Annotated in this window: 22 protein-coding genes; 6 read left to right on the top strand and 16 right to left on the bottom strand. The window is 71.9% G+C overall.

What is annotated here, in order from left to right:
* Window positions 1-140: 140 nt before the first annotated feature.
* From AC0VYL_RS09635 to AC0VYL_RS09570, 14 genes are all read right to left on the bottom strand, one after another.
* Entirely contained in the window at window positions 141-509 is a 369-nt protein-coding gene (locus AC0VYL_RS09635; protein WP_475482903.1) for a VOC family protein, read from the bottom strand.
* Between the two features lie 23 nt (window positions 510-532).
* Window positions 533-1,144: an RDD family protein gene (locus AC0VYL_RS09630; protein WP_475482902.1), complete on the bottom strand. Its 612-nt coding sequence runs from the start codon at window positions 1,142-1,144 to the stop codon at window positions 533-535.
* 131 nt (window positions 1,145-1,275) lie between these two features.
* A complete protein-coding gene (gene uvrA / locus AC0VYL_RS09625; protein WP_475461439.1) occupies window positions 1,276-4,110 on the bottom strand; it encodes an excinuclease ABC subunit UvrA in 2,835 nt (944 codons plus the stop codon).
* A gap of 346 nt (window positions 4,111-4,456) precedes the next feature.
* The gene (locus tag AC0VYL_RS09620) at window positions 4,457-5,479 is read right to left on the bottom strand and encodes a TerC family protein (protein ID WP_475461437.1); all 1,023 of its coding nucleotides are present in this window, start codon (window positions 5,477-5,479) and stop codon (window positions 4,457-4,459) included.
* A gap of 392 nt (window positions 5,480-5,871) precedes the next feature.
* A complete protein-coding gene (locus AC0VYL_RS09615; protein ID WP_475482901.1) occupies window positions 5,872-6,954 on the bottom strand; it encodes a glycosyltransferase family 4 protein in 1,083 nt (360 codons plus the stop codon).
* Window positions 6,951-8,561 (bottom strand): murein biosynthesis integral membrane protein MurJ, encoded by a 1,611-nt coding sequence (murJ, locus tag AC0VYL_RS09610; RefSeq protein WP_475482900.1) that lies wholly within the window; start codon window positions 8,559-8,561, stop codon window positions 6,951-6,953. The genes AC0VYL_RS09615 and murJ overlap by 4 nt, the downstream gene beginning before the upstream one ends.
* Window positions 8,558-9,559: a hypothetical protein gene (locus tag AC0VYL_RS09605; protein ID WP_475482899.1), complete on the bottom strand. Its 1,002-nt coding sequence runs from the start codon at window positions 9,557-9,559 to the stop codon at window positions 8,558-8,560. The genes murJ and AC0VYL_RS09605 overlap by 4 nt, the downstream gene beginning before the upstream one ends.
* Complete coding sequence (locus tag AC0VYL_RS09600) at window positions 9,556-10,701, bottom strand: copper transporter (protein ID WP_475482898.1); 1,146 nt, start codon at window positions 10,699-10,701, stop codon at window positions 9,556-9,558. The genes AC0VYL_RS09605 and AC0VYL_RS09600 overlap by 4 nt, the downstream gene beginning before the upstream one ends.
* A complete protein-coding gene (gene steA / locus AC0VYL_RS09595) occupies window positions 10,698-11,870 on the bottom strand; it encodes a putative cytokinetic ring protein SteA (RefSeq protein ID WP_475461425.1) in 1,173 nt (390 codons plus the stop codon). The genes AC0VYL_RS09600 and steA overlap by 4 nt, the downstream gene beginning before the upstream one ends.
* A 177-nt stretch (window positions 11,871-12,047) precedes the next feature.
* Entirely contained in the window at window positions 12,048-13,760 is a 1,713-nt protein-coding gene (gene recN, locus AC0VYL_RS09590; protein WP_475461422.1) for a DNA repair protein RecN, read from the bottom strand.
* Window positions 13,761-13,808: 48 nt separating this feature from the next.
* Window positions 13,809-14,735: an NAD kinase gene (locus tag AC0VYL_RS09585; protein ID WP_475461419.1), complete on the bottom strand. Its 927-nt coding sequence runs from the start codon at window positions 14,733-14,735 to the stop codon at window positions 13,809-13,811.
* Between the two features lie 109 nt (window positions 14,736-14,844).
* Window positions 14,845-15,645 (bottom strand): TlyA family RNA methyltransferase, encoded by an 801-nt coding sequence (locus AC0VYL_RS09580; protein WP_475482897.1) that lies wholly within the window; start codon window positions 15,643-15,645, stop codon window positions 14,845-14,847.
* 30 nt (window positions 15,646-15,675) lie between these two features.
* Entirely contained in the window at window positions 15,676-15,855 is a 180-nt protein-coding gene (locus tag AC0VYL_RS09575; protein ID WP_378739103.1) for a hypothetical protein, read from the bottom strand.
* Between the two features lie 60 nt (window positions 15,856-15,915).
* Window positions 15,916-16,593, bottom strand: coding sequence for a coiled-coil domain-containing protein (locus AC0VYL_RS09570; RefSeq protein WP_475482896.1), 678 nt, complete (start codon window positions 16,591-16,593; stop codon window positions 15,916-15,918).
* Window positions 16,594-16,780: 187 nt separating this feature from the next.
* Between AC0VYL_RS09570 and AC0VYL_RS09565 the strand changes: the two genes are divergently transcribed.
* From AC0VYL_RS09565 to AC0VYL_RS09550, 4 genes are all read left to right on the top strand, one after another.
* Window positions 16,781-17,128, top strand: a complete 348-nt coding sequence (locus AC0VYL_RS09565) for an SCP2 sterol-binding domain-containing protein (RefSeq protein ID WP_475461411.1) — start codon at window positions 16,781-16,783, stop codon at window positions 17,126-17,128.
* A gap of 16 nt (window positions 17,129-17,144) precedes the next feature.
* Window positions 17,145-18,416, top strand: a complete 1,272-nt coding sequence (locus tag AC0VYL_RS09560; protein WP_475482895.1) for a DUF1015 domain-containing protein — start codon at window positions 17,145-17,147, stop codon at window positions 18,414-18,416.
* A gap of 362 nt (window positions 18,417-18,778) precedes the next feature.
* A complete protein-coding gene (locus AC0VYL_RS09555; RefSeq protein ID WP_475482894.1) occupies window positions 18,779-19,591 on the top strand; it encodes an AAC(3) family N-acetyltransferase in 813 nt (270 codons plus the stop codon).
* Between the two features lie 33 nt (window positions 19,592-19,624).
* The gene (locus AC0VYL_RS09550; protein ID WP_475482893.1) at window positions 19,625-20,641 is read left to right on the top strand and encodes an HAD-IIA family hydrolase; all 1,017 of its coding nucleotides are present in this window, start codon (window positions 19,625-19,627) and stop codon (window positions 20,639-20,641) included.
* A gap of 5 nt (window positions 20,642-20,646) precedes the next feature.
* On the opposite strand, the gene AC0VYL_RS09545 is transcribed toward AC0VYL_RS09550, so the two are convergent.
* Window positions 20,647-21,039 carry a single-stranded DNA-binding protein gene (locus AC0VYL_RS09545; protein ID WP_475483495.1) on the bottom strand — a complete coding sequence of 131 codons (393 nt, stop codon included), beginning with the start codon at window positions 21,037-21,039 and terminating at the stop codon, window positions 20,647-20,649.
* A 191-nt stretch (window positions 21,040-21,230) separates the two neighbouring features.
* On the opposite strand from AC0VYL_RS09545, the gene AC0VYL_RS09540 reads away from it, so the two are divergent.
* On the top strand, window positions 21,231-22,235 hold the full coding sequence (locus AC0VYL_RS09540; protein ID WP_475462988.1) for an MBL fold metallo-hydrolase: 1,005 nt from the start codon (window positions 21,231-21,233) through the stop codon (window positions 22,233-22,235).
* An 84-nt stretch (window positions 22,236-22,319) separates the two neighbouring features.
* A complete protein-coding gene (locus tag AC0VYL_RS09535; protein WP_475482892.1) occupies window positions 22,320-23,255 on the top strand; it encodes a GNAT family N-acetyltransferase in 936 nt (311 codons plus the stop codon).
* 74 nt (window positions 23,256-23,329) lie between these two features.
* Here the strand turns inward: AC0VYL_RS09535 and AC0VYL_RS09530 are convergent, their stop codons facing one another.
* A complete protein-coding gene (locus AC0VYL_RS09530; protein WP_475461398.1) occupies window positions 23,330-23,731 on the bottom strand; it encodes an NUDIX hydrolase in 402 nt (133 codons plus the stop codon).
* Between the last annotated feature and the right edge of the window lie 12 nt (window positions 23,732-23,743).

Raw genomic sequence — 23,743 nt, 5'->3', positions numbered from 1 at the left:
GCGGTGTGTCTCTTTGGGGGGTGCCGTGCGTCGATCGGGGGTGCGCGGCTGAGGGCAGGGCGTAGCCGCTGGAAGGTGGAACCGCTACTCATGCAGCGAAGACCAGAACGGGCCACGCGCCTCCGCTGGCCGTCGGGTGGTCACGCCGTGAACTCCAGGCAGAACGGGTGACCGGCCGGGTCGGCGTAGACCCGGTACAGGTTGTCGGGCCGCTCCTCGGAGACGGCCAGCAGGCGCGCGCCAAGCTCCAGCACTCGCTCGTGGGCGGCGTCGATGTCCTCGACCACGATCTCGAAGTGCATCTGTTGGGGCCTCTCGGGGTCCGGCCAGGCGGGGGCCGGGTGATCGTCCACCCGCTGGAAGTCGATCACCGGCCGGGTCCCGTCACCGATCCCCGCCCAGTCACGGTCACGTCTGGTGACCGGAAGCCCCAGGAGTTCGGAGTAGAAGTCGGCCAGGGCCCCGGGGTCGGGGCAGTCAACGGTCACCGCACGCAGTCGTCCAAGCATGGGGACAGCCTGCCTGGCCGGGCTCACCGCGACCGCACGTTGAGGACCACCGTTCCGGCGATCCTGTCGTGCAGGCCCTGCCGGTTCGGCCGGTTCCAGGCGGCCATGCCGCCGATCAGCAGCGCCATCACGGCGATCAGCACGATCCAGAGGCCCCGGGTGAAGAACAGCAGGATCGGGAAGCCGTACAGGGCCGCTCGTACGGTCACGGCGGAGAGGCGGATCGGGCCGAGCCCGCCCTCGGCGGACAGTGGGGCCACCTTGATCCCCATCCGGCGCTTGCCGTACGTCTGTTGCCAGCGGTGGACCGCGTAGGTCTCGTAGGCGGTGTGGAGCACGAACATGACCGGCCAGAGGATGAACCAGAAGCGGTGTTCGATGTCCTGGGTCGAGCCGCCGAACACGAGTTGGGATCCGGCCCAGGTGAGGGTGAGGACCACGCTGACCAGGAGCGCGGGCAGCGCGATCACGACCGCGTCGATGCAGCGGGCGGCGGCCCGGGACGACCACGACGCCAGCGGGTGGACACCCCCGTCCACCGGAACGCCCTGGGGCGCGTACGCCCCGCCCGGTCCCGGAGCGGGCGGACCCTCCTGCGGCCAGGGGTGTCCGTTCGGGGGCGGTGAGGCGTTCATGGGAGAGGTCGACCTCCGAGGGTGGCGGGGAGCGGGGCACCTCCGACTGTACCGATCACGGCGCCCGCCCAGGGAGGAGCCGCCCATGACACGGCGCCCGCACGGAGACCGTGCGGGCGCCGGAATGTGGGTCAGAGCATCTTGGCGAGGAACTGCCCGGTGTAGGACTCCGCGACCGCGGCGACCTCCTCCGGGGTGCCCTCGGCCACGAGCGTGCCACCGCCGGAACCACCCTCGGGACCCATGTCGATGACGTGGTCGGCGGTCTTGATCACGTCGAGGTTGTGCTCGATGACGATCACCGTGTTCCCGGTGTCGGCCAGCCGGTTGAGGACCCCCAGCAGCTTGCGGATGTCCTCGAAGTGCAGACCGGTGGTGGGCTCGTCGAGCACGTACACGGTCCGGCCGGTGGAGCGGCGCTGGAGCTCGGCGGCGAGCTTCACGCGCTGGGCCTCACCACCGGAGAGCGTCGTAGCGGGCTGGCCCAGGCGCACGTAGCCCAGACCGACGTCGGCCAGCGTCTGGAGGTGGCGGCGGATCGCGTTGACCGGCTCGAAGAACTCCAGGGCCTCCGAGATCGGCATGTCCAGCACCTCGGCGATGTTCTTGCCCTTGTACTTCACCTGGAGGGTCTCGCGGTTGTACCGCGCGCCGTGGCAGACCTCGCAGGGCACGTACACGTCCGGCAGGAACTGCATCTCGATCCTGAGCGTGCCGTCACCGGAACAGGCCTCGCAGCGGCCGCCCTTGACGTTGAACGAGAACCGGCCGGGCTGGTAGCCGCGCGTCTTGGCGTCGGTGGTCTGCGCGAACAGCTTGCGCACGTGGTCGAAGACCCCGGAGTAGGTGGCCGGGTTGGAGCGCGGGGTGCGGCCGATCGGGCTCTGGTCGACGTGCACCACCTTGTCGACCTTGTTCATCCCGTTCACCCGCAGGTGGCGGCCGGGCACGTCGCGCGCCCCGTTGAGCTCCTTGGCCAGGGCCTTGTACAGGATCTCGTTGACCAGGGTGGACTTGCCCGAGCCGGACACACCGGTGACCGCGGTGAACACGCCCAGCGGGAACGCCACGTCGATGCCGTGCAGGTTGTTCTCCCGGGCGCCCCGGACCACCAGCTCGTGGCCCTTGGTCAGCGCACGCCGCTCGGCGGGCAGCTCGATCGCGCGCCGCCCGGCCAGGTAGTCGCCGGTCAGCGAGTCGGCCGAGGTGAGCAGTTCGTCCACGATGCCCGTGACCACGACGTGCCCGCCGTGCTCTCCCGCGCCCGGGCCGATGTCCACGACCCAGTCGGCGGCGCGGATGGTGTCCTCGTCGTGCTCGACCACGATGAGCGTGTTGCCGATGTCGCGCAGCCTCTGGAGGGTCTCCAGCAGCCGGGCGTTGTCGCGCTGGTGCAGGCCGATGGAGGGTTCGTCCAGGACGTACAGCACGCCCACCAGGCCGGAGCCGATCTGGGTGGCCAGCCGGATGCGCTGGGCCTCGCCGCCGGAGAGCGACCCGGAGGAGCGGGCCAGGCTCAGGTAGTCCAGACCCACGTCCAGCAGGAATCCGAGCCGGGCGTTGATCTCCTTGAGCACCTGCGCGGCGATGACCATGTCGCGGTCGGAGAGCCGGAGCCCGGCCAGGAAGGCGGCGCTCTCACCGAGCGCCATGGAGGCCACGTCCGCGATGGATTTGCCGCCCACCGTCACCGCGAGGACGACCGGCTTGAGCCGGGTGCCGTCACAGGTGGGGCAGGGCACCGAGCGCATGTAACCCTCCAGGCGCTCGCGGGTGTGGTCGCTCTCCACCTCGGAGTGGCGGCGCTTCACCCAGGGGATCACGCCCTCGAACTCGGTGTAGTACGAGCGGTTGCGCCCGTACCGGTTGCGGTAGCTGACGTGGACCTGGGTGTCGTGGCCCTCCAGGATCGCCTTGCGCGCGCGGCGCGGCAGCCGCTCCCAGGAGGTGTCGGTGTCGAACCCCACGGCCTCGCCCAGCGCCTTGAGGATGCGTTCCCAGTAGCCGCCGTTGGGCCCGCCCGACCAGGGGGCGATGGCGCCCTCGGCCAGGGTCTTCTCCGGGTCCGGGACCAGCAGGTCCGCGTCGACCTCCATGCGGGTGCCCAGGCCGGAGCAGTCGGGGCAGGCGCCGTAGGGCGCGTTGAAGGAGAAGGAGCGCGGTTCGAGCTGCTCGAAGGAGAGGTCGTCGTAGGGGCAGTAGAGGTGTTCGGAGAACACCTTCTCCCGCTCGGGGTCGTCGGCCTCCAGGTCCACGAAGTCGAGGACGATGGTGCCGCCGGCCAGCTTGAGCGCGGTCTCGACCGAGTCGGTGAGCCTCCCGTTGGCGCCGGGCTTGACGCTGAGGCGGTCCACGACGACGGCGATGTCGTGCTTGTCGTAGCGGCCGAGCTTGGGCGCCTCGTCCAGTCGTACCGCCTGGCCGTCGACAACGGCGCGCGTGTAGCCCTTGGACTGGAGGTCCTTGAAGAGCTCGACGTACTCGCCCTTGCGCCCGCGCACGACCGGGGCGAGCACCTGGAAGCGGGTGCCCTCGGTCATCTCCATGACCCGGTCGACGATCTGCTGCGGCGTCTGCCGGGCGATCTCGCGGTGGCACTCCGGACAGTGCGGAACGCCCACGCGGGCCCAGAGCAGGCGCAGGTAGTCGTAGACCTCGGTGATGGTGCCCACCGTGGACCGCGGGTTGCGGCTGGTCGACTTCTGGTCGATCGAGACCGCCGGGGACAGGCCCTCGATGAAGTCCACGTCGGGCTTGTCCATCTGACCAAGGAACTGGCGGGCGTACGCGGAGAGGGACTCGACGTAGCGGCGCTGGCCCTCGGCGAAGATCGTGTCGAAGGCGAGCGAGGACTTGCCCGAACCGGACAGGCCGGTGAACACGATCATGGAGTCGCGCGGCAGGTCCAGCGACACGTCCTTGAGGTTGTGCTCCCGTGCTCCACGGACCACGAGTTGTTCGACCATCGAGTGAGACATCCTTCGGCTCTGACGCACAGGACGCGGACCACGTCGAATGACGTCGGTGGACCCGTGTATGGCTTCGCGTTGAGGCGGTCGCGGACCCCCGCGGGCCGCCGCGGCTCCGGAGACGGGCCGCTCAGGGGATGTCGGGGAGTGGTGACACGACACCCCGTCCGACCACACTAACGATCACCCGGGGCGGTTTCTTCCGCCACGCGAAAATGGTGGTGCCCCGGCGCGTGAGCGTCGGGACACCACCACTATAAACGAACAACCGTTCGAACGAGGCGGGTTTCCACAGTTGCCCGGAGCGGACTCCGGGAACGTCCGGAAACGGGGTGGTTCGGGGTCAGGAGCGGTCGGCCGTGGCGTCCTGGTCCTTGCCCTCGACCTCGGCCTGGCGGCGCTGGTCGATGCCGGACTTCACCAGGCTGCCGATGATGGTGACGGTCATGATGCCGAGGATCACGGTCAGCGAGGTGCCGATGCCGATGTCGATGACGTGCACGCCGTTCTCGTGGAGCGCGTGCAGGATCATCTTCACGCCGATGAACACCATGATCGCGGACAGGCCCCAGCTGATGTAGGCCAGGCGGTCCATCAGTCCGGCCAGCAGGAAGTACAGCTGGCGCAGGCCCATGAGGGCGAAGGCGTTGGCGGTGAAGACGATGTAGGCGTCCTGCGTCAGGCCGAAGATGGCCGGGATCGAGTCGACGGCGAAGACGAGGTCGATGACGCCGATCGCGACGATGACCAGCAGCATCGGGGTCACGTGGCGGCGGCCGTCGAGCTTCACGGTCAGCTTGGCGCCGTGGTAGTCGTCGGTCACCGGCCAGAAGCGCTTCACCATGCGCACGACGGGCGTCTGCGTGAAGTCCTTGTCGTCCTCGTCGCCCTTGACGTGGTCGCGGACGATCTTGTAGCCGGTGTAGATGAGGAAGACGCCGAAGAGGTAGAAGACCTCACTCCAGGCGTTGATGACCTGCGCGCCCAGCACGATGAAGAAGCCGCGCATGACGATCGCGATGACGATGCCGACGAGCAGGACCTCGTGCTGGTACTTCTTCGGAACCGCGAACGCGGTCATCAGAAGGTAGAACACGAAGAGGTTGTCGATGCTCAGGCTCTTCTCGGTGACGAACCCGGCGAAGTACTCGGCGCCCGCCGTCGGGTTGCCGAAGTACATGACCCCGAAGCCGAACACGATGGCGATGCCGATGTAGAAGACGGCCCACCAGGAGGCCTGCTTGATCCCGAACTCCTTGGGACCCTTGGTCTTACTCCACGGGTGGTCGACGATCACCAGGTCCAGGGCGAGGATCAGCACCATGGCCGCGATGGTGGCGGCCCAGACCCACAAAGGAACGTTCACTGACGGATTCTCCTCCGGTCGGTGCGCGCGAGCAGTTTGCACGCACAGCAGATAACCGGAGGTCTCTCCCGCTCACGTCCGAGGACGTGAACCGACGGAACCGGGAGCACGCCGTTGTACTCCGTGATGACGGCACCGCCGCGACAGGGATACTCCCCTCACGTGGTGAAGCAGGCGCCGAGGGCGCACCAGAACAGGTTACGCCATCCGCACCAGTACTCAGCATCTCATCGAAGTCCTCTCTGGGGAAGTCACCCGCGCGGCGGTACCCATCCATCCCCGGAGACACGTCTTCCGCACCCGTCGGACATCCCGCGCGGCGGCCGTCCGGACCCCGGGCGCGCCGTGTCGGGGCCGCGTGCCCGGCCGCGTGCCGGGGCGGGGCCCCGCGCTCACCGGTGCGCCACCGACTTGTACACCGAGCACGCCGCCTCCACCGCCTCCTCCTCCGAGGGCAGCCTCCGGGCGGCCTCCCGGGAGCGGGACCGCAGGTCGGCGGCGAGGTCGGGGTCGTCCAGCACCCGGCCGACCGCCGACGCGAACGCCGCCGGATCACCGGGCGGCACCATCAGGACCGTCCCCGAGTAGAGGTCGGGGATGCCGCCCACACGGGTGGAGACCACCGGCAGGCCGGCCCGCAGCGCCTCCATGATGACCAGCGAGGGCCCCTCCCACTGGCTCGTGAGACAGAACACGTCGGCCGCCGCGAGCAGGTCCGCCACGTCGGCCCGGTGCCCGAGCATGCGCACGTCGCCCCGTATCCCGGCGGCGGTGTCGTGTAGTTCACCCCAGAGCGGCCCGTCCCCCGCGATGGCCACCACGGGCTCGGGGCTCCGGTCCGCGATCGCCGGTGTCGCCGCCAGCAGGGTGTCCAGCCCCTTCTGTTCGGCGAGCCGGGCCACCGTCAGCAGCAGCGGTCGGTCGGACTCCACCGCCAGGTCGGCGCGGGTCTCCGCCCGCCCCTTCAGGGGCCTGCCCGTCTCCGGGGCCGCCACCACCGCCATCCGGGCGTCCTTCGCCCCCGCCTCCGAGAGTCTGCGGACGAGGTCGCCGGAGACCCCCAGAACCACCTGCGCGCGGTGGGCCACGATCCGCTCCAATACCGGGTAGACCGTGCCCAGGACCCCGCCGACCACGGGCGGGGCGTTGTGCGCGGTGACCACCAGCGGCCGCGCCCCCGCCAGGGCGCACAGGGCCCCGGCCCGGAGGCCGTGCGCGTGCACCACGTCCGCACCGCGCAGCGACGCGTTCAGCCGCAGCACCACCCCGGGGTCGCCCAGGGAGGGCGAGGGCCCGATCGGGACCGGGGAGAAGCGCATGCCCAGTGACGTGAACCCGAACTCGCGGTCGGCCGAGGGCGGCCCGAGCACCGCCACGCGGTACCCCCGGGCCACCAGCCCCTCACCCAGTGAGCGCACGTGGCGACCCACCCCGCCGCTGACCGTCCCCACGACCAACGCGATCCTGCCGTTCACCGTGTTCCCCTCCCTCGTTCGCGAATGTTCCGAGCACGGTCCGCCACCGTGCGCAGCGCGGAGCGGTCCACCAGGACCGCCACCCCGCCGAAGACCGCCATCGCCGCGCACCCCGCCGCGACGGCGACGAGCACCGTCCAGCCGATCCCGTCCCCCAGGACCCGGACCAGCTCCGTGGCCGTCCCCCGACCGGCCAGCCACCCCGCGCCGCCCGCGACCAGTGCCGCGCACAGGGACCGGCGCAGCCCGGTCAGCGCGCCGCTTCCGTGGACCCGCACGACCCCGGCGCACAGCAGGGCGGCGGCCAGGCTGAGCCCCGTGGTGCTCGCCGCGCCCAGCCCGGCGATGGACCACCCCGGCGGCAGCGACCACACCAGCCCCACGGCACAAGCCATCACCACCAGCCAGCCCACGATCTGCGCGGTGGCGGCGGAGCGCCCGTGGTGGGAGGCGTACAGCGCCCGGCTGAACAGTGCCACCAGACCGAACCCCACCACCCCCGGGGCGTACGTCAGCAGCGCGCGTTCCAGCGGGGCCGGTTCCACCTGCGCGAAGACCGCCGCCAGTGGTCCGGCCGCCGCAGCCAGGGCCGTCCCCACCCCCGCCGTGATCACCACGCAGGCCCGCGCGCTGCCCGACAGCAGCCGGTCGAACCCGGCCCGGTCCCCCTCGGCGTCGGCCACCGCCAGAGCGGTGAACGCGCTGGTCGCGATGGGAACGGCGATCACCCCGTAGGGCAGGGTGAACAGCGCCCACGCGTAGCTGTAGAGCACGGAGGCGCCCGCTCCCCCGCCCCAGTTGGCCAGGGCCACCGAGAGCAGCAGGCTCACCTGCATCGCCACCAGCGGCAGCAGGGAGGCCAGGGCCAGGGCGCGCACCCGCTCCCCCACGCCCGGGGGGAAGGTCAGGCGGGGGCGCAGGCGCAGCCTGAGCCCCCAGGCCGGGCCCAGCACCGTGAGGAAGAGGGCCACCACCCCGGCGGTCGTGCCCAGGGAGAGCACCAGTTCGGCGGAGACCGGCAGGGCGTCGAGGTCCTGCCGGTGGTCGGTGCCCAGGGGCACGAACACGAGGTAGGCGGCGATGACCACGAGGCTGGACACCAGGGGCGCCAGCGCCGGGGCCAGGAACCGGCGATGGGACTGGAGCACGCCGTAGAGCACCGCCGCGAGCCCGTAGAAGACGATCTGCGGCGCGAACACCACCAGCATGCGGGCGGCCAGGCCGACCAGGGCCAGGCGGTCGCAGCCGACCCCGGCACCCAGCAGCAGGGTCATCGCCGGGACCGAGACCAGGGCCAGCAGCGCGGCCAACGGCAGGGAGAGCAGCAGCACCCAGGTGACCAGCGCCGAGGCGGTGTGCCGGACCTGCTCGTGGTCGCCGCGCCGCACCGAGGCGGCCAGGACCGGGACGACCATGGCGGTCAGGGCGCCGCCGATGACGATCTCGAACAGCACGGCGGGGAGCTGGTTGGCAGTGACGTAGGCGGTGCCCAGACAGGTGTCGCCCACGGTCTGGGAGAAGACGACGGTGCGGCCGAACCCGGCCAGGCGGGCGCCCACGGTGACCACCGCGATGAGCGCCGCCGCCGTGGCGACCCCGCGTGTCACCCCGGAGCGGGTGAGGCGGTGGAGCGCCGCGCGCGCGGCACGGGCTCCGATCCGTCTCGGGCCGTGCTCCCCCGCCCGGTTCCGTTCGGCACGGGGGCTCCGGTCGGGTGGTCGGCGGTGGGGTGACCGGTCCCGTGGGCTCCGGAGTCCGCGCGTCCCCACCGGTCCAGCCGGTTCAGCAGGGGCACGCGCTCGATCACCTGGGAGAAGCTGGTGCGCTCGCTGGCGAGGGTCAGGCCGACCACGGCGCCGAGCAGGGCCAGGCGGACCGGTCGCGGCGCGCGGGCGGCGGCGGCCACGCCCAGGGCGGCACCGAGGGCGTTCGCCCCGGCGTCACCGAGCATCGAGCGTTCGGCCAGGTCGTCGGGGAGCAGCGCGGCCGAGGCGCCCAGCACCGGGCCCACCAGGGGCGCGGCCGGGGAGGCCAGCGCGGGCGCCGAGGCGAGCAGCGCGAACTTCACGGCCCGTCCGGGGCGGAGGTCGAAGAGGTTGACCAGGTTGGCGCTGGCCGCGATCAGGGCGCCGTCCACCAGGGTGTCCAACGGTCCGCGGCGCAGCAGGTACGCGGCGGCCAGCCCCGTGACGCCGATCCCGGCCATCTTGACCGCCCCGGTGGTGACCTCCCCGTGTGCCAGCGCGCCCAGGTGTCCGCGCAGTCCCTTGGCGCGCGCGTTCCCGGCCAGGTCGTCGTAGGCGCCGAAGGCCGCCGAGGACGCGGCGGCCAGGGAGGCGGCGGCGCGCACGCGCGGGGTGAGGCCGGGGGCGAGCACGCAGGCGACGCAGACGCCCGAGGCGAGGGCGGGGCCCTCCTGGAGGGTGACGGTACGACCCCGGAAGTTGACGCGTTCCCAGGCCGGGGAACGGTCGCCGTCCCGGTTGAGCAGCGTGTAGGCGGAGCGGGCGGCGAGAGCACCGAGGGCGGCGCCGGTCAGCCCCCGGACCACCTGGGAGACCGCGGAGGTCCGGGGTGCCGCCGGGGCGGTGCGCGCGGGCCTCACTCTCCGCTCCGGGGCGCCCTGCGACGGGCCTCGTCGTTGCCGGACTCGGCGGCCGCCTCGGCGTCGGCCTCCGCTTCGGCCCCCGTCTCGGCGGTCTCGACCGGCCCGGGCAGCGGGTCGGGCAGGAAGCCGACCACGCCCTCACCGATGCCGTACGCGGAGCCGGAACCGCCGAGGGAGTCGGCCAGGGCGAGGACGGCGACCACGTCGCCGGTGGGACGCCCGACCACGTCCACGGTGGCGTGGGTCCGTTCCTGCGCCCGTGCCTGGGCGATCAGACCGCCCGGACGGCCGGAGTCGGCTCCCCCGGCGAGGACCGTGGGGCCGACCTGCTGGTGGAGGGCGGCGGTGAGGCTGGTCAGGGCGGTGTTGACGCGTTCCTGGTCCTCTTCGGGGGCGTTGGCGGCCGGGGCCACCACCATCACGGTGTCGGCCGACTCCGCAGGGGAACCCTCGACCGTGAGGAGTCCGCCCTCGGAGAAGGCGGACAGGACGGCGGCCGCGTCGTGGCCGGTGCCCCGGTCACCGTCACCCTCGCTTCGGCCCTCGCTCTCGGCGTCACCCTCGGTGTCGTCGGTCCGATCCTCGTCCCCGTCCTCGGACTCCTCGGCGTCCTCGGTGTTCTCGGTCCCGGACTCGGACTCTGACGGGACCGCCAGCGCGTGTCCCAGCGCGGTTCCGGCCTTGTCGTAGGGGTTGCCGGAGAGGTCGCCGGGGTCGGCCGCGACCTGGAGGGCGAGTTCGTCGACGAAGGTGGCGCTCCCGCTGTCCAGGAAGGCGTCCTCGAACAGGAGTCGGCCGACGACCGCTCCGCCCGCCTCCTCGACGCGGCCGCCCAGGGACTGCACGACCTCCTCGTCGGCGCCGGGCGCCGCGACCAGGACCACCTCGCGGTCGAGCAGCCGGTCCTCCAGGACGTCGGCGGCGACGGCGTCGGTGAACTGGTCCGCCCCGCTGTTGAGCTGTTCGGAGTCGTCGCGCTCGGCGCGCAGCTCCTCGCTCTGCCCGCGCAGGTCGGCGGTCTCGGACTGAAGGGTGTTGAGCAGGGGGTCCTGGAGCATCGTGGTGCCCAGGACCAGGCCGACGGTGAGCGCGAGGAACACCGCGACGATGGAAACGAGGTGATAGCGGAAGTCGATCACGTGAACAGCCCCGTCATCCAGTAGACGAACGCGTCCCAGCGCGCCGCGAGAAAGGTGAGATAGACCTGCCCGGCCGGTGAGCTGTAGGCGGCGACCAGGATGGTGAGCAGGCACGCGGCCACCAGGCCGAGCAGTGCCCACGGAGAGATGCGGGAGCGGTAGAGGCGGCTCACGCCCTTGGCGTCCACCAGCTTCCCGCCCACCCGCAGGCGGGTGAGGAAGGTGCTCGCCATGCCCGAACGCCCCTTGTCGAGGAACTCCTCCAGGGTGGCGTGGGTGCCCACGGCGACGATGAGGCTGGCACCCGAGCCGTCGGCGAGCATCATCGCCACGTCCTCGCTGGTGCCGGTCGCGGGGAAGACCACCGCCTCGTGGCCGAGGTCGGTCAGGCGCTGGAGTCCGGGGGCGCGACCGTCGCGGTAGGCGTGCACCACGAGTTCGGCGCCGCTGGTCAGGGCCTGGTCGGAGACGGAGTCGAAGTCCCCGACGATGATGTCGGGCCGGTACCCGGCCTCCATCACCGCGTCGGCTCCCCCGTCCACGGCGATGATGACCGGCCGGAACTCGCGGATGTAGGGCCGCAGGGCGACGATGTCCTCGCGGTAGTGGTAGCCGCGCACGACGATCAGGACGTGGCGCCCCTCCATGGAGGTGCCGATCACGGGGATGCCGATGCCGTCCAGCAGGAGGTCGCGTTCGCGCTGGAGGTAGGCCATGGTGTTGGCCGCGAAGGCCTCCAGCTGTGTGGCGAGCCCGGCGCGGGCCTCGGCCATGGCGGCGGCCACGCCCTCCTTGTCCTGGCGGGTGCCCCGGGCGACCACCTCGTCGCCCCGGTAGAGGGTGGCGCCCTCCAGCCGTAGGCGTTCCCCGTCGCGGACCCGCGTCAGGATCTCGGGGTCGACGTCGTCCACCAGGGGGATACCGGCGGCCACGATCATCTCGGGCCCCTGGTTGGGGTAGCGTCCGCTGATACTGCGCGCGACGTTGAGCACCGCCGAGACCCCGCAGCCCACCAGGGCCTCGGCACTGACCCGGTCCAGGTCGACGTGGTCGATCACGGCGATGTCGCCGGGTCGCAGCCGTTTGGTCAGGTTCTTGGTGCGGCGGTCCGAACGGACGGGCGCGACCAGCCCGAAGGGGGCTTCCGCCCGCGAACGGCGGAATCGCATTGTGGCTCTGAGCGCATCCGATACCTTCATCGGTGGCATACTGTCAGAACTCGATCACCGTAAGTTACTACAGGCGGCCGGTCGGCGTTTTCTGGGCAAATCGACCCATGGTGTAACGCGGACGGTGCCCGCACCCCTCAGGTACGGGCACCGCGAGGGCTCGTCACCGAGTCCGGGTCAGCCAGCCGGGTAGGCGCGGTCCGGATCGGCGTTGTCCATCAGTTCCTCCGCGTGCGCCCGGCCCAGCTCGGAGTCCTCCAGACCGGCGAGCATCCGCGAGAGCTCACGCACGCGCCCGTCCCGGTCCAGCCGGACCACGCCGCTCTCCGTCACCAGGCCCTCGGTGGACTTCTCCACCACCAGGTGCGCGTCCGCGAAGGCCGCCACCTGCGGGAGGTGGGTGACCACGATCACCTGGGCCAATCTGGCCAGACGGGCCAGCCGTCGGCCGATCTCCACGGCGGCCTTGCCGCCGACACCGGCGTCCACCTCGTCGAACACGAACGTCGGCACCGGGTCCGCCCCGGCGAAGACCACCTCGATCGCCAGCATCACCCGGGACAGCTCACCACCCGAGGCGCCCTTGTGCAGGGCCAGCGGCGGCGAACTCGGGTGCGGGGCCAGCAGGAGCTCGACCTCGTCGCGCCCGTGCTGCCCGAACTCCTCGCCCGTGGTGATGCGCACGCTCACCCGCGCGTGCGGCATGGCCAGCGCGGTCAGCTCCTCGGTGACCGCAGCGCCGAACCGCTCAGCGGCCCCGGTCCGGATCTCGGTCAGCTCGGCGGCGGCCTCGTCCATCCGCGCGTACAGTTCCTCGGCCTCGGCGCGCAGACCGTCGATCCGGTCGTCGTCGCCCTCCAACTCGCCCAGGCGCTTGGCGGCCGTCTCCGCCCAGGCCAGGACCTGGTCCGTGGTCTCGCCGTACTTGCGGGAGAGCTGGGTCAGCAGGGCCCGGCGCTCCTGGATCACGGCCAGCCGACCCGGGTCCGCGTCCACCGACTCCGCGTAGGAGGCCAGCTCGGTGGCGGCGTCCGTGAGGATGTAGGACGCCTCGTCCAACCGGTCCCCGATGGCGGCCAGCTCCGAGTCGTGCTCGCGCACGGCGCCCACCGCCTGGCGGGCCGCCGACAGCAGCCCCACCACGTCGGCCTGGACCTCGGCCGCGGCCGGGTCGCCGGTCAACGCCTCGTGGGCGGTGGTCGAGGCCACCCGCAGGCCGTCGGCGTGCGCCAGCCGCGTCTCCTCCGCGAGCAGCTCGGCGTCCTCACCGGGCTGGGGTTCGGCGGCCGCGATCTCCTCCACGCCGAACCGCAGGAGGTCGGCCTCCTGGGCGCGCTCACGGGCCCGCTCCACCAGCTCGTCGAGCTCGGCGGAGACCTCACGGTGGCGCCGGTAGGCGGTGGTGTACCGCTTGATGGCCCTGGCGAGGTCGTCTCCGGCGAACCGGTCCAGCGACGAGCGCTGACGGTCCGCCCGCAGCAGACGCTGCTGGTCGGACTGGCCGTGCACGGCCACGAGGTCGTCGGCCAGGTAGGCGAGCAGGCTGACCGGGGCCGAACGGCCACCCATGGTCGCCCGCGACCTTCCCTCGGCCGAGACCGCGCGGGTGAGGATCAGGACGTCGTCGTCGATGTCGCCGCCGGCCTCCAGCACCCGGTCGGCCACCCGGCCGCCCCGGGGCACGGTCAACCGGCCCTCGACGACCGCGCGCTCGGCGCCCGGACGGACCCGCTGGGGATCGGCGCGCCCACCGAAGAGCAGTCCCAGCCCGGTGACGACCATGGTCTTGCCCGCGCCGGTCTCACCGGTGACGACGGTCAGACCCGGTGACAGTTCCAACACGGCGTCGTCGATGACACCGAGGCCTTGGATTCGGACTTCTTCGAGCACCGATCCCTCTCCTGATAGTTGACGCCCTTTGCTTGCGACGGCGCTGGATCAGCGTCCGTGCGCGGCCCGTCCCCGCCATCCCGTGACCGGGAGGCCGAACTTGGCCACCAGCCGGTCGGTGAACGGCGCACGGTGCAACCGGGCCAGCCGGACCGGCGTATCGGCACGGGTGATCTCGATTCGTGCTCCCACGGGCAATTCGACCATACGCCGTCCGTCACACCAGAGCACGCCCGGTGTGGTGTCCGGCAGCACCTCCAGGGCCACCGTGGCCTCGGGCCCGACCACCAGGGGCCGGGCGAACAGGGCGTGCGCGCTGATCGGCACGACCAGCAGCGCCTCCACGTCCGGCCACACGACCGGCCCCCCGGCGGAGAAGGCGTGGGCGGTGGAACCGGTGGGGGTCGCGCACACCACGCCGTCACAGCCCCAACTGGACAGGGGACGCCCGTCCACCTCCAGGACCATCTCCAGCATGCGGCGCGAGTCGGCCTTCTCCAGGGTCGCCTCGTTGAGCGCCCAGGAACGCACGGGGGGCGCGCCGTCGCCCCGGCCGCCGTTGAAGACGGCCACGTCGAGGGTCATCCGTTCCTCGACCACGTAGTCGCGGTTGACGACGCTGTTCACCGTAGCGCCCAGGTCCTCGCGTTCGGCCTCGGCCAGGAAGCCCACGTGCCCGAGGTTGACCCCCAGCAGCGGCGCACCGGCCGGGCGGGCGAGCTCGGCGGCGCGCAGCAGGGTTCCGTCCCCGCCGAGCACCATGACCAGCTCCACGCCCTGGGCGGCCTCCTCCGCCTCGACCGGCTCCACCGGAGACAGGACGCAGCCCGAGGCCGCCAGTTCCTCGACCTCGCTCTTGAGCATCCGGACGGTCAGCCCCGCCGCGCTCAGACGCGCGTGGACCAACTGGGCACTGCGCACGGCCGCCGGCCGGCCGGTGTGGGCCAGCAGGAGAACGCTGCGTCCGCTGGTCATCGCCGTCCCCTTACGTTCGCCTCCCCGTGGGGAGCCTGGTGCTGACCGGGTGCTCGACCGCACCCGGCCGGGTCACGTTACCGGACTCCTGCGACAGGAGGCCACGCCCTCAGGAGGGCCCCTCCTGGATCGCGCGCTCCAACGCGGCCGGGTCCAGCGGGGAGGCCCCGGCCCGCATCCAGAGGAAGTACTCGACGTTCCCCGAGGGGCCCGGCAGGGGGCTCGCGGTCACGTCGACGACGCCCAGTCCCCACGTGAGGGCGTGCGCGGCCACGTCGGAGACGGCCTCGGCGCGCAGCTCGGGTTCGCGGACCACACCACCGGCGCCCACGCGGTCCTTGCCCACCTCGAACTGGGGCTTGACCATCATCGAGAAGTCGGCGTCGGGCGCCACGGACTCACGCAGGGCACCGAGCACCAGCTTGAGGGAGATGAAGGACAGGTCCCCGACGACCAGGTCGGGGCGGGGCTCACCGACCATCTCGGGCGTGAGCTCGCGGACGTTGACCCGCTCCATCACCCGCACCCGGTCGTCGCTCCGCAGCGACCAGGCCAACTGTCCGTAACCGACGTCGACCGCCGTGACGTGCGCCACCCCGCGCCGCAGAAGGACGTCGGTGAAACCACCGGTGGACGCCCCGGCGTCCAGGGCCCGGCGTCCCTTCACGTCCAGCTCGAAGGCGTCCAGCGCCCCGATGAGCTTGTGCGCGCCCCGGGACACGTAGGCGGGTTCCTCCGAGGGTGTGCGCACCACGACGGGCTGGTCGGTGCCGATCTGGGTCGCCGCCTTGGACGCCACCATGCCGGAGACCAGGACGTACCCGTCCTCGATCAACTCGGCGGCGTGACCTCGGGAGCGTGCGTGACCTCGGCGGACCAGTTCCGCGTCGAGCCGACTACGTTTTGCCATGGTCACCTAGGGTACCGGCCGTTCCGGCCACTATCGGGAACCCCGGGCGTTCTGTCCCAGCGCGCCCAGGACACCCGACAGCTCCTGCTGGAGCGTGTCGAAGACCGCCACGTGCTCGTGGGTGGGCAGTTCGTCCAGCGCGGCCAACCGTTCCCTGGTCGCACCGAGTGTCCGCTCCGCCAGTGCCTCGGCCTGCTCGCTCGGGTCCATCGCTCCCCGTCCCTTCGACCACCCGCGCGGGCGCCGGTGCTCCGGCGCCCGGAACGGACTCTACTTCTTGGCGCCCTTGCCCTTGGTGGTGCGCTTGGCGGTCGAACGTGACCGCGTCGTCCTGGGTTTGGTCTTCGCCGCGCCGTCGGAGGTCTGGTTCCCGGCGTCGTCGCCCTTCGCACCGTCACCGTCCTCCGTGGCGGCGGTCTCCCGCGCCTCGCCGTCGCCCTTGTCGGCCTCCGGGGCTGCCTCCGGAACCTCGGGCTCCGAAGCTACGGGCTCCGGAACCACGGACTCCGGAGCCTCCGCCACGGCCTCGGGCTCCACGGGGGCCTTCTCCTCCACGGGCAGCTCCGAGGAGGCTCCGCCCCGGGGCTCCAGGACCCGCTCCACCGCGTGCCGGGCCGCCATCCGGCGCTCCAGCTCGGCCACCCGGCGGACCATCCGCTCGTGCTCCGCCCGCGGCACCATGTCCATCTGCTCCAGCGCGCTACGGACCTCGGAGCGGACCAGCTCGGCGACGGCCGCGCGGTTGGCCTGGCTGGTCTCGATCAGCTCGCCCGCCAGGGTCTGGATGCTCTGCCCCACCCTCGGCGGCGTCTCCCCGTCCGGGACCGCGGAGGGCGTGGCCCCGTTGGCGCGCAGCAGGGTCTTGGCGGCGGCCACCGCCTGCTTGCGCGAGAGTTCGGTGAGGCCATTGGCGGCGTCCAGATAGGTGCGTACCGCGTCGACGACCATGATGACGTGCTCCTTGAAGGGACCGCAGGAGGAAAGGGAAGGAGGGCGCGGGGAGGGAGGGGCCTCGTGCTCCAGGGGGTTCGACGCCAACGCTACCGGGAGCCGGGCGCGTGTGGCACGCAAACCACGGAGCCCGCACGGGACGGGGACACCGGACGACGTCCCACCGATAGGGCATCATGAGCCCATGAGCAGCATCGACGCGTGCCTCGACGGCATCGCCCGGGCGAACGAGCGCATTCTCGCCCAACCCCTGGACCGGCGCCGTGAACACATCCGCGAACGCACGGTGCGCGTGGTCGTCCCCGACCTGGAGACCGCCTTCGACATGCGCCTGACCGTGGACGGGCTCACCGACGTCACCCCCGGCCCGCTGGAGGCCTCCTCGGGCGCGCAGGTCCGGGTGACCGTGACCAGCGACGACCTCGTGGCCCTGGCCGAGGACCGCCTGGATCCGGCCGTGGCGCTGATCACCCGGCGGCTCAAGGTGGACGCCACCCTGGGCGACATGCTCCGCCTGCGACGCGTGCTCTGACGGGTACCTTGCTGTGATGCCTCGCCAACCACTCGTCCTGGCCCCCTTCCGCGGACTGCGCTACTCGGCCCCCGATGTCGACCGCTTCATCGACGGCGTCTTCGACATCTCACGCCTGCTGGCCCCGCCCTACGACATCCCCGACGCGGACGAGGCCCGCGAACTGCAACGCTCCGACCCCCACAACGCGGCGAGGGTCACACTGCCGTTCGAGCTCTCCCGGCAGGCGCCCGAGGACGCAGCCTCCCGGCGCTACCGGGCCGCCGCCGACCTCCTGCGGAGCTGGATCACCGACGGGGTCCTGGCCCGGGACGAGGAACCGGCCCTCTACGTCTACGAGCAGGTCACCGCCGACGGCCGGACCCAACGGGGACTGGTGGGCGCGCTGGGGCTGCCCGACGAGGGCCCCGACCCCGCCGTGCGCCCGCACGAGGACGTGGCCGAGCCCCCGGTACGCGACCGCTTCCGCCTCATGGAGGTGGCCCGCGCCAACCTCGAACCCATCTTCCTGGTGTACCGGGGCGCGGACGGCGCGGCCTCAGCGGCCACCGAAGCCACCACCACACGTGAGCCCCTGGTCTCCACGCGGACCCGTGACGGCTCCGAACACCGGCTGTGGGCGGTCACCGACCCCCGGGTCCAACGGGAGATCACCGACGACCTGGCCGGTCGCTCCGCGCTGATCGCTGACGGTCACCACCGCTACGCCGCCTACCGCCAACTGCGCCAGGAGAAGGCCGACCCCGGCTGGGGCCACGGTCTGGCCCTGCTCGTGGACAGCGACGCGCACCCGCCCCAGCTGGGCGCGATCCACCGCGTGCTGCCCGGCCTGGACACCGCCGCGGCCCTGGCCGCCGCCGCGACCGTGGCCACGGTGGAACCGGTCACCGAGGCCGACCCCGCACTCCTGGAGCGAAGAGAGGCCCCGGCCCTGCTCCTGGTGTCGGCCGAGGGAGACGCCCACCTGGTGAGCGGGTTCGACGAAACCGTGCTCCAGGAGGCGATGCCCGACCACTCCCCCGACTGGCGCCACCTGGCCACGGCCGCCCTGCACGAGGTGCTCCTGCCGCTGTGGCACTTCCCCGAGGAGCACGTGCGGATGGTCCACGACGACCCGGCCGAGGCCGCGGCCGCCGCCCGCGACGAGAAGGGCACGGCGGTGATCGTCCCCCCGCTCCGCGTGGAGGAGGTCTACGCTGTGGCCGACCGGGGCGAACTCACCCCCCGCAAGTCCACGTCCTTCGGCCCCAAACCCCGCACGGGCCTGGTCATGCGAGTCCTCGACTAGCCCCGCCCATCGGAGGCTCACGGGGAAACGGTGGAAGGGAGTTTGGTCCGGCTCGGTCCGTCCCCGCGTGCGCGGGGCTCACAGACCGGCGCGGGCGGCGGTGGCGCCCGACTGCGGTCCATCCCCGCGTGCGCGGGGCTCACAGTTAATGACCTGCATCAACGCGGGCCGTTATCTCCGCTTGATATTCGGGATGGCTCAGGTTCACGGTGATCGTATCTGGCACAGCCGAAACTGGCTGGCCTCGTGGCGGAACGCGCTGGAAAATGGCGGGAGTCCCCCGTGTCCACCAGCACAGGAGCGCTCTCGTGTCCACACCCCCTTCTCTGTCGGACGGGCCGCGTACGGCGGCCTCCCTCTCAATGCACCTCGCGCACCTGGGGGTGAGGCACGGTGACACCCTTCTGGTCCACAGTTCCCTGCGCTCTCTGGGGTGGGTGTGCGGGGCCGAACAGGCGGTGGTCCGGGCGCTTCTGGACGCGGTGGGGCCCACGGGGAACCTGGTGGTGCCCACACAGACCATGGGGAACACGGATCCCGCCAGCTGGGTGAATCCTCCGGTACCGAAGGCCTGGTGGGAGACGATCCGCGCCGAGGCACCCGCCTTCGACCCCGCCATCACGCCCAGTTCCTATATGGGCCGTATCCCCGAACGGGTCCGGACCTGGCCCGGCGCGGTGCGCAGCGACCATCCGCAGACCTCCTTCGCCGGTCTCGGCCCGCGAGCGGCACATCTGATGCGTCCGCACCCGATCACATCAGCGCTTGGAGAGGGTTCGCCCCTGGCCAGGATGGAGCGGGCCGACGCGCGAGTGCTGTTGCTGGGTACCGGCTACGACTCCTGCACCTGCTTCCACCTGGCGGAGTACCGGATCCCTCGACCGAGGACGGAAGCCTCTTCATGCGCGATCCGGAACTCCGAGGGGCGACGGGAGTGGATCACCTACACCGGTGTGGCCCTGGACGAGAGCGACTTCCCCCGGTTGGGCGCCGAGTTCGAGGCCACCGGCGCGGTCACCGTCGGGCGTGTGGGATCGGCGACCGCCAGGCTGTTCTCCCTGCGGGAAGCGGTCGCCTTCGCCGTCGGCTGGCTCACCGAGCACCGCCCGGCTGCGACGGAACCCACATCCGCGGGCAGGCGGCGGGAACGCCCCGGCGGCCTAGCCTGGAGATGACCTCTCCCACCACACGGAATCGGACCACACACCATGTTGCAGGCCGCTGACCGCCCGCTCAACGAGCTCCACGACGCGATGCTCCTCGACCTGGACGGTGTGGTCTACATCGGCCCCACTGCCGTGCCCGCCGCGCCCGAGGCCGTCGGCAAGGCGCGTGCCGCCGGAGCCCGGGTCGCCTTCGTGACCAACAACGCCGGACGCACCCCCGCTCGGATCGCGGAGCACCTGACCCAGCTGGGCGTGCCCGCCGCCCCCGAGGACGTGGTGACCTCCGCCGAGGCGGCGGCGCGCCTGGTCGCCGCCCGGTTCCCCGAGGGTTCCGAGGTACTGGTGGTCGGTGACACCGGGCTGCGCCAGGCCGTGCGCCGGATGGGACTTCGCCCCGTCACGGTCACCTCGGACTCAGTGGTGGCAGTCGTGCAGGGCTACTCGCGGTCGATGACCCGGGACCTCCTCGACCAGGGCACACTCGCCGTCTCGCGGGGCGCGTTCTACGTGGCCAGCAACTCCGACGCCACAGCCCCCACCGAGTGGGGGGTCACCCCCGCCAACGGTTCCTTCGTGCGCGTGATCGCGCACGCCACCGGGGTGGAGCCCGTGGTCGCGGGCAAGCCGATGCGCCCCCTCCACGAGGAGGGCATGATGCGCACCGGAGCGAGCAACCCCCTGATCGTGGGCGACCGGCTGGACACCGACATCGAAGGTGCCACCGTGCACGGCGCCGCCGGACTCCTGGTGCTGTCCGGGGTGGCCACCCCGCGCGACGTCCTCGCCGCCCCCGTCCACCAGCGCCCCCGCTACCTGTCGTGGGACGTGTCCGGGATGAACGAGCCCCACCCGGGCCCGGTGCGCCGTGTCGACGGGGACACCGCACGCACCGAGTGCGGGGGATGGACCGCCACCTCTGTGCGGGGAACGGTCCGCCTGACCGGGGAGGGCGACCGGCTGGACGGCCTGCGCGCGCTGTGCGCGGCGGTCTGGGCCGACGAGTCGATCGACCCCCCCGGGTCTTCGGCGGCCGAGGCCCTGGGCGTACTGGGCTGGTGACCGTTTCACCGACCCGCCTCGCGTATCCGCGAGGCGGAGTCCGCCTCCACCTCCAGCACGCTGTGGATCCCGTTCCAGCCGCGCCAGGTCCGGCGGCGTAGTTCACCGGTCACCCGGACCACGTCACCGACCCGCCATCCCTCCACCGCCGCACACAGGCGTGGGTCGAAGGAGACGAGGGTCATCGAGTCGGCCCGGGCACGCCTTCGCCCGGGCACCTCGGGGCGGGCCACGCAGATCCGCCAGGTGACCAGTCGGTCGCCGCTGGGGAGCTCGCGTTCCGAGGGGGCGGCGGTGACCCGGCCGACGACGAAGACGTCGTTCCGGTGTCCGTCGGGGCGTTCGGTGAGTTCGGGCTCGGGGGTGGAGGGGTGGGTGGTCTTCGACGGGGTGGGTATCAGCACGAGGGCGCCTTTCTGTCCTGGTGTGCTGGTTCCAGGATCACCTGGGCGGGGTGGAGAGGGAAGAGCGTTTCCGGGGCTGTGGACAACGGTGCGACCCCACCGTCAACTGCCGTGACATCCTTGTCCTAGAGTCGGGTTCGGTCCGTGGCGGACCGAAGGACGCTTGAGGAAGAGGGGTGCCCGCCGTGCACGATGACGTGGACGTCAGCGGTCTGCCCGAGGGGATCACTCCGCTCGGTGACGAGATCTACGCGATCGACACGATGCTCGCCGGTTATCCCGGGGTCGTCTCCGCCTATCTCATCCGCACCGAACGCCCCTGCATCATCGAGGTCGGTACCGCCGGCTCGGCCCCGGTCCTGCGTGACGCCGTCATCAGGCTCGGGCTGGCCCCCGAGGACCTCGCCACCATCGTGGTCACCCACATCCACCTGGACCACGCGGGCGGCACCGGGGACATGGCGGCCCTGTTCCCCAACGCCGAGATCGTCGTGCACGAGCGCGGTGCCCGCCACCTGGCCGACCCCAGCCGTCTGATGGCCAGCGCGAAGATGGTGTGGGGCGAACGGCTGGACACCCTGTTCGGCCAGATGCACCCCACCGACGCCGCCCGGATCCGGTCCGTGGGCGAGACCGGGGAGATCGACCTCGGCGCCGGCCGTAGGCTCGTGTCCCACTACGCGCCCGGCCACGCCAAGCACCACATGGGGCTGGTGGACACCGGGACCGGTGACCTGTACGTCGGTGACGCCCTCGGCGTGTACAACCCCCTGACCGGGGACCTGCGCCCGGCCACCCCGCCGCCGGACTTCGACATGGAGGCCTGCCTGCGCACCCTGCGCCTGTTCGGTGACATCGGTGCTCAGCGGCTCATGTTCTCCCACTTCGGCGCGCACGACGCCGTCACCGAGACCATCGACCGCGCCGAGAGCGAGCTCCGGCTGTGGGTGGAGACCGTGCGCGACTCCCGGGACACCGGCGGAGACCTCGACCACGCCATCGCGATGGTGCGCGACAAGGTGATCAGCCGGTACAGGCCGCTCCCGCCGGGGGCGTCGAGCGGGTCCGCCGCCGTCCTGGACACGCTCAGCGGCCCGGAGGCCAACGTGAGCGGGATCGTGCACTGGCTGGACCGCCTCGCCCAGGAACAGGCCGAGGCGAAGCGGAAGTCGGAGGAGGAGCGGGCCTGAGCCCCCTTCCCTGAGGGGCGGAGCGCACGGGAGTACGCCGTAATTCGCGTGCGCGTCCGGATCCTGTCGGCATAGCCTCCCGGCATGAACCCCCAGATTCGTGACCTCCGCCCGGAGGACGCCCCTCAGGCCCACGCGCTCATCCGCGCCTCCCTCCCCTGCCTGGTCCTCACAGAACAGCACATGCGGTGGCGGATGGCCCATCCGCTACCGGGGATGGACGACACCCGCCTGGTCGCGGTGGAGGGCGAGACCGTGGTCGGGCACCTGCTGAGTCGTCTGCAGACCAACGAGGACGGGACCCGCACGGGCCGCAGCTACATCGGGGCCCTGGCCGAGGGGCACCGGAACGCGGACCTCGTCGAACGGCTCCTCGCGGCCTCGGAGGCCGTCCTGATCGAGAAGGGGGCGACCACCCTGCGCGTGAACAGTGCGCAGGAGGGGATCCAGGCCGGTGGCGAGCTCTTCCGTCAGGCGGCCCGGGAACGCGGGTACGAGGTGCGGGAGGAGCACCACGTCCTCGGCCTGGACCTCAGCGGACTGCCGGACCGGCCAGAGACGCCGGAGGGCTTCCAGCTGCGCCCGATGACCGACTTCGCCGATCCGCGACCGATCTACGAGCTCGACAGGGCCTGTGACGAGGACGAACCCGGTGACTCGGAGGACGACTTCGTCCCCTACGAGTTCTGGCTGCAGTCGGTCTGGGAGAACCCGCTGATCGATCTGGAGATCAGCCTGGTGATGCTCCACGAGGGGAACCCGGTCGCCTTCTCCGCCTACATGTCCGACCGGGACACCCGTGTGGGGTCCTCGATGACAGCCACCCAGCGCGAGTACCGCGGGCGGGGGTTGGCGCGGTGCGCCAAGGTCTCCGCTCTGCGCCGGGCCCGGGAGCGGGGCATCACGCACGCCTACACGGAGAACCACGTGGACAACCAGCCGATGCTCGCCATCAACGACCGGCTCGGGTACGAGGCGGTCGGCGTCGAGAGGGTCCACGTCAGGCGTGTGGGGGCCTGAGGTCGACCCCGGATGTACGGGGGGGTCGGGCGCGAGGGCGGGTCTCGCCGTGCGTGTGTGACGGCCGGGACGCCCTAGCGGGCGCCGGGCAGTCCGAGCACGCGCAGGAGGTGCGCGTACAGACCGTCCGCCCAGGACAGTTCGTGCTCCTGAGGAAGCTGGTCGAAGGCCCGCACCTCGACGGTCTCGTACTCACCGCTGAGGGGTTCCAGCTCACTGACGTGGGCGTGCGTGACCACGGTGGTGTGCCCGCCCGACAGCACGTAGTACCCCAGGGGCCGGAGGTCAGCGAGGGTGGCCCCGGCCTCCTCGAAGGCCTCACGCCGGGCGGTGGCGAACAGGTCCTCACCGCTCTCGCGGTGGCCTCCGGGGAACTCCCAGGCCCGCCGTCGATGGCGGACCATGAGGGGGCGCTTCCCCAGGTAGGTCAGGCACACCACCGAGTCGTACCGCTCAGGGACCGTTCCCAGGTACACGACGGCGCCGCC

Source organism: Nocardiopsis sp. iso_238 (genome assembly GCF_056173325.1).
Note: the sequence above shows the minus strand (reverse complement) of the source record. Positions and strands in the feature narration are given on the sequence as shown.

Bases quoted from the DNA above. Each gene is read 5' to 3' on its own strand.
- AC0VYL_RS09635 (WP_475482903.1), bottom strand. From the start codon at position 509: ATGCTTGGACGACTGCGTGCGGTGACCGTTGACTGCCCCGACCCCGGG.
- AC0VYL_RS09630 (WP_475482902.1), bottom strand. From the start codon at position 1,144: ATGAACGCCTCACCGCCCCCGAACGGACACCCCTGGCCGCAGGAGGGT.
- uvrA (WP_475461439.1), bottom strand. From the start codon at position 4,110: ATGGTCGAACAACTCGTGGTCCGTGGAGCACGGGAGCACAACCTCAAG.
- steA (WP_475461425.1), bottom strand. From the start codon at position 11,870: ATGCGATTCCGCCGTTCGCGGGCGGAAGCCCCCTTCGGGCTGGTCGCG.
- AC0VYL_RS09585 (WP_475461419.1), bottom strand. From the start codon at position 14,735: ATGACCAGCGGACGCAGCGTTCTCCTGCTGGCCCACACCGGCCGGCCG.
- AC0VYL_RS09580 (WP_475482897.1), bottom strand. From the start codon at position 15,645: ATGGCAAAACGTAGTCGGCTCGACGCGGAACTGGTCCGCCGAGGTCAC.
- AC0VYL_RS09575 (WP_378739103.1), bottom strand. From the start codon at position 15,855: ATGGACCCGAGCGAGCAGGCCGAGGCACTGGCGGAGCGGACACTCGGT.
- AC0VYL_RS09570 (WP_475482896.1), bottom strand. From the start codon at position 16,593: ATGGTCGTCGACGCGGTACGCACCTATCTGGACGCCGCCAATGGCCTC.
- AC0VYL_RS09565 (WP_475461411.1), top strand. From the start codon at position 16,781: ATGAGCAGCATCGACGCGTGCCTCGACGGCATCGCCCGGGCGAACGAG.
- AC0VYL_RS09560 (WP_475482895.1), top strand. From the start codon at position 17,145: ATGCCTCGCCAACCACTCGTCCTGGCCCCCTTCCGCGGACTGCGCTAC.
- AC0VYL_RS09555 (WP_475482894.1), top strand. From the start codon at position 18,779: ATGCACCTCGCGCACCTGGGGGTGAGGCACGGTGACACCCTTCTGGTC.
- AC0VYL_RS09550 (WP_475482893.1), top strand. From the start codon at position 19,625: ATGTTGCAGGCCGCTGACCGCCCGCTCAACGAGCTCCACGACGCGATG.
- AC0VYL_RS09535 (WP_475482892.1), top strand. From the start codon at position 22,320: ATGAACCCCCAGATTCGTGACCTCCGCCCGGAGGACGCCCCTCAGGCC.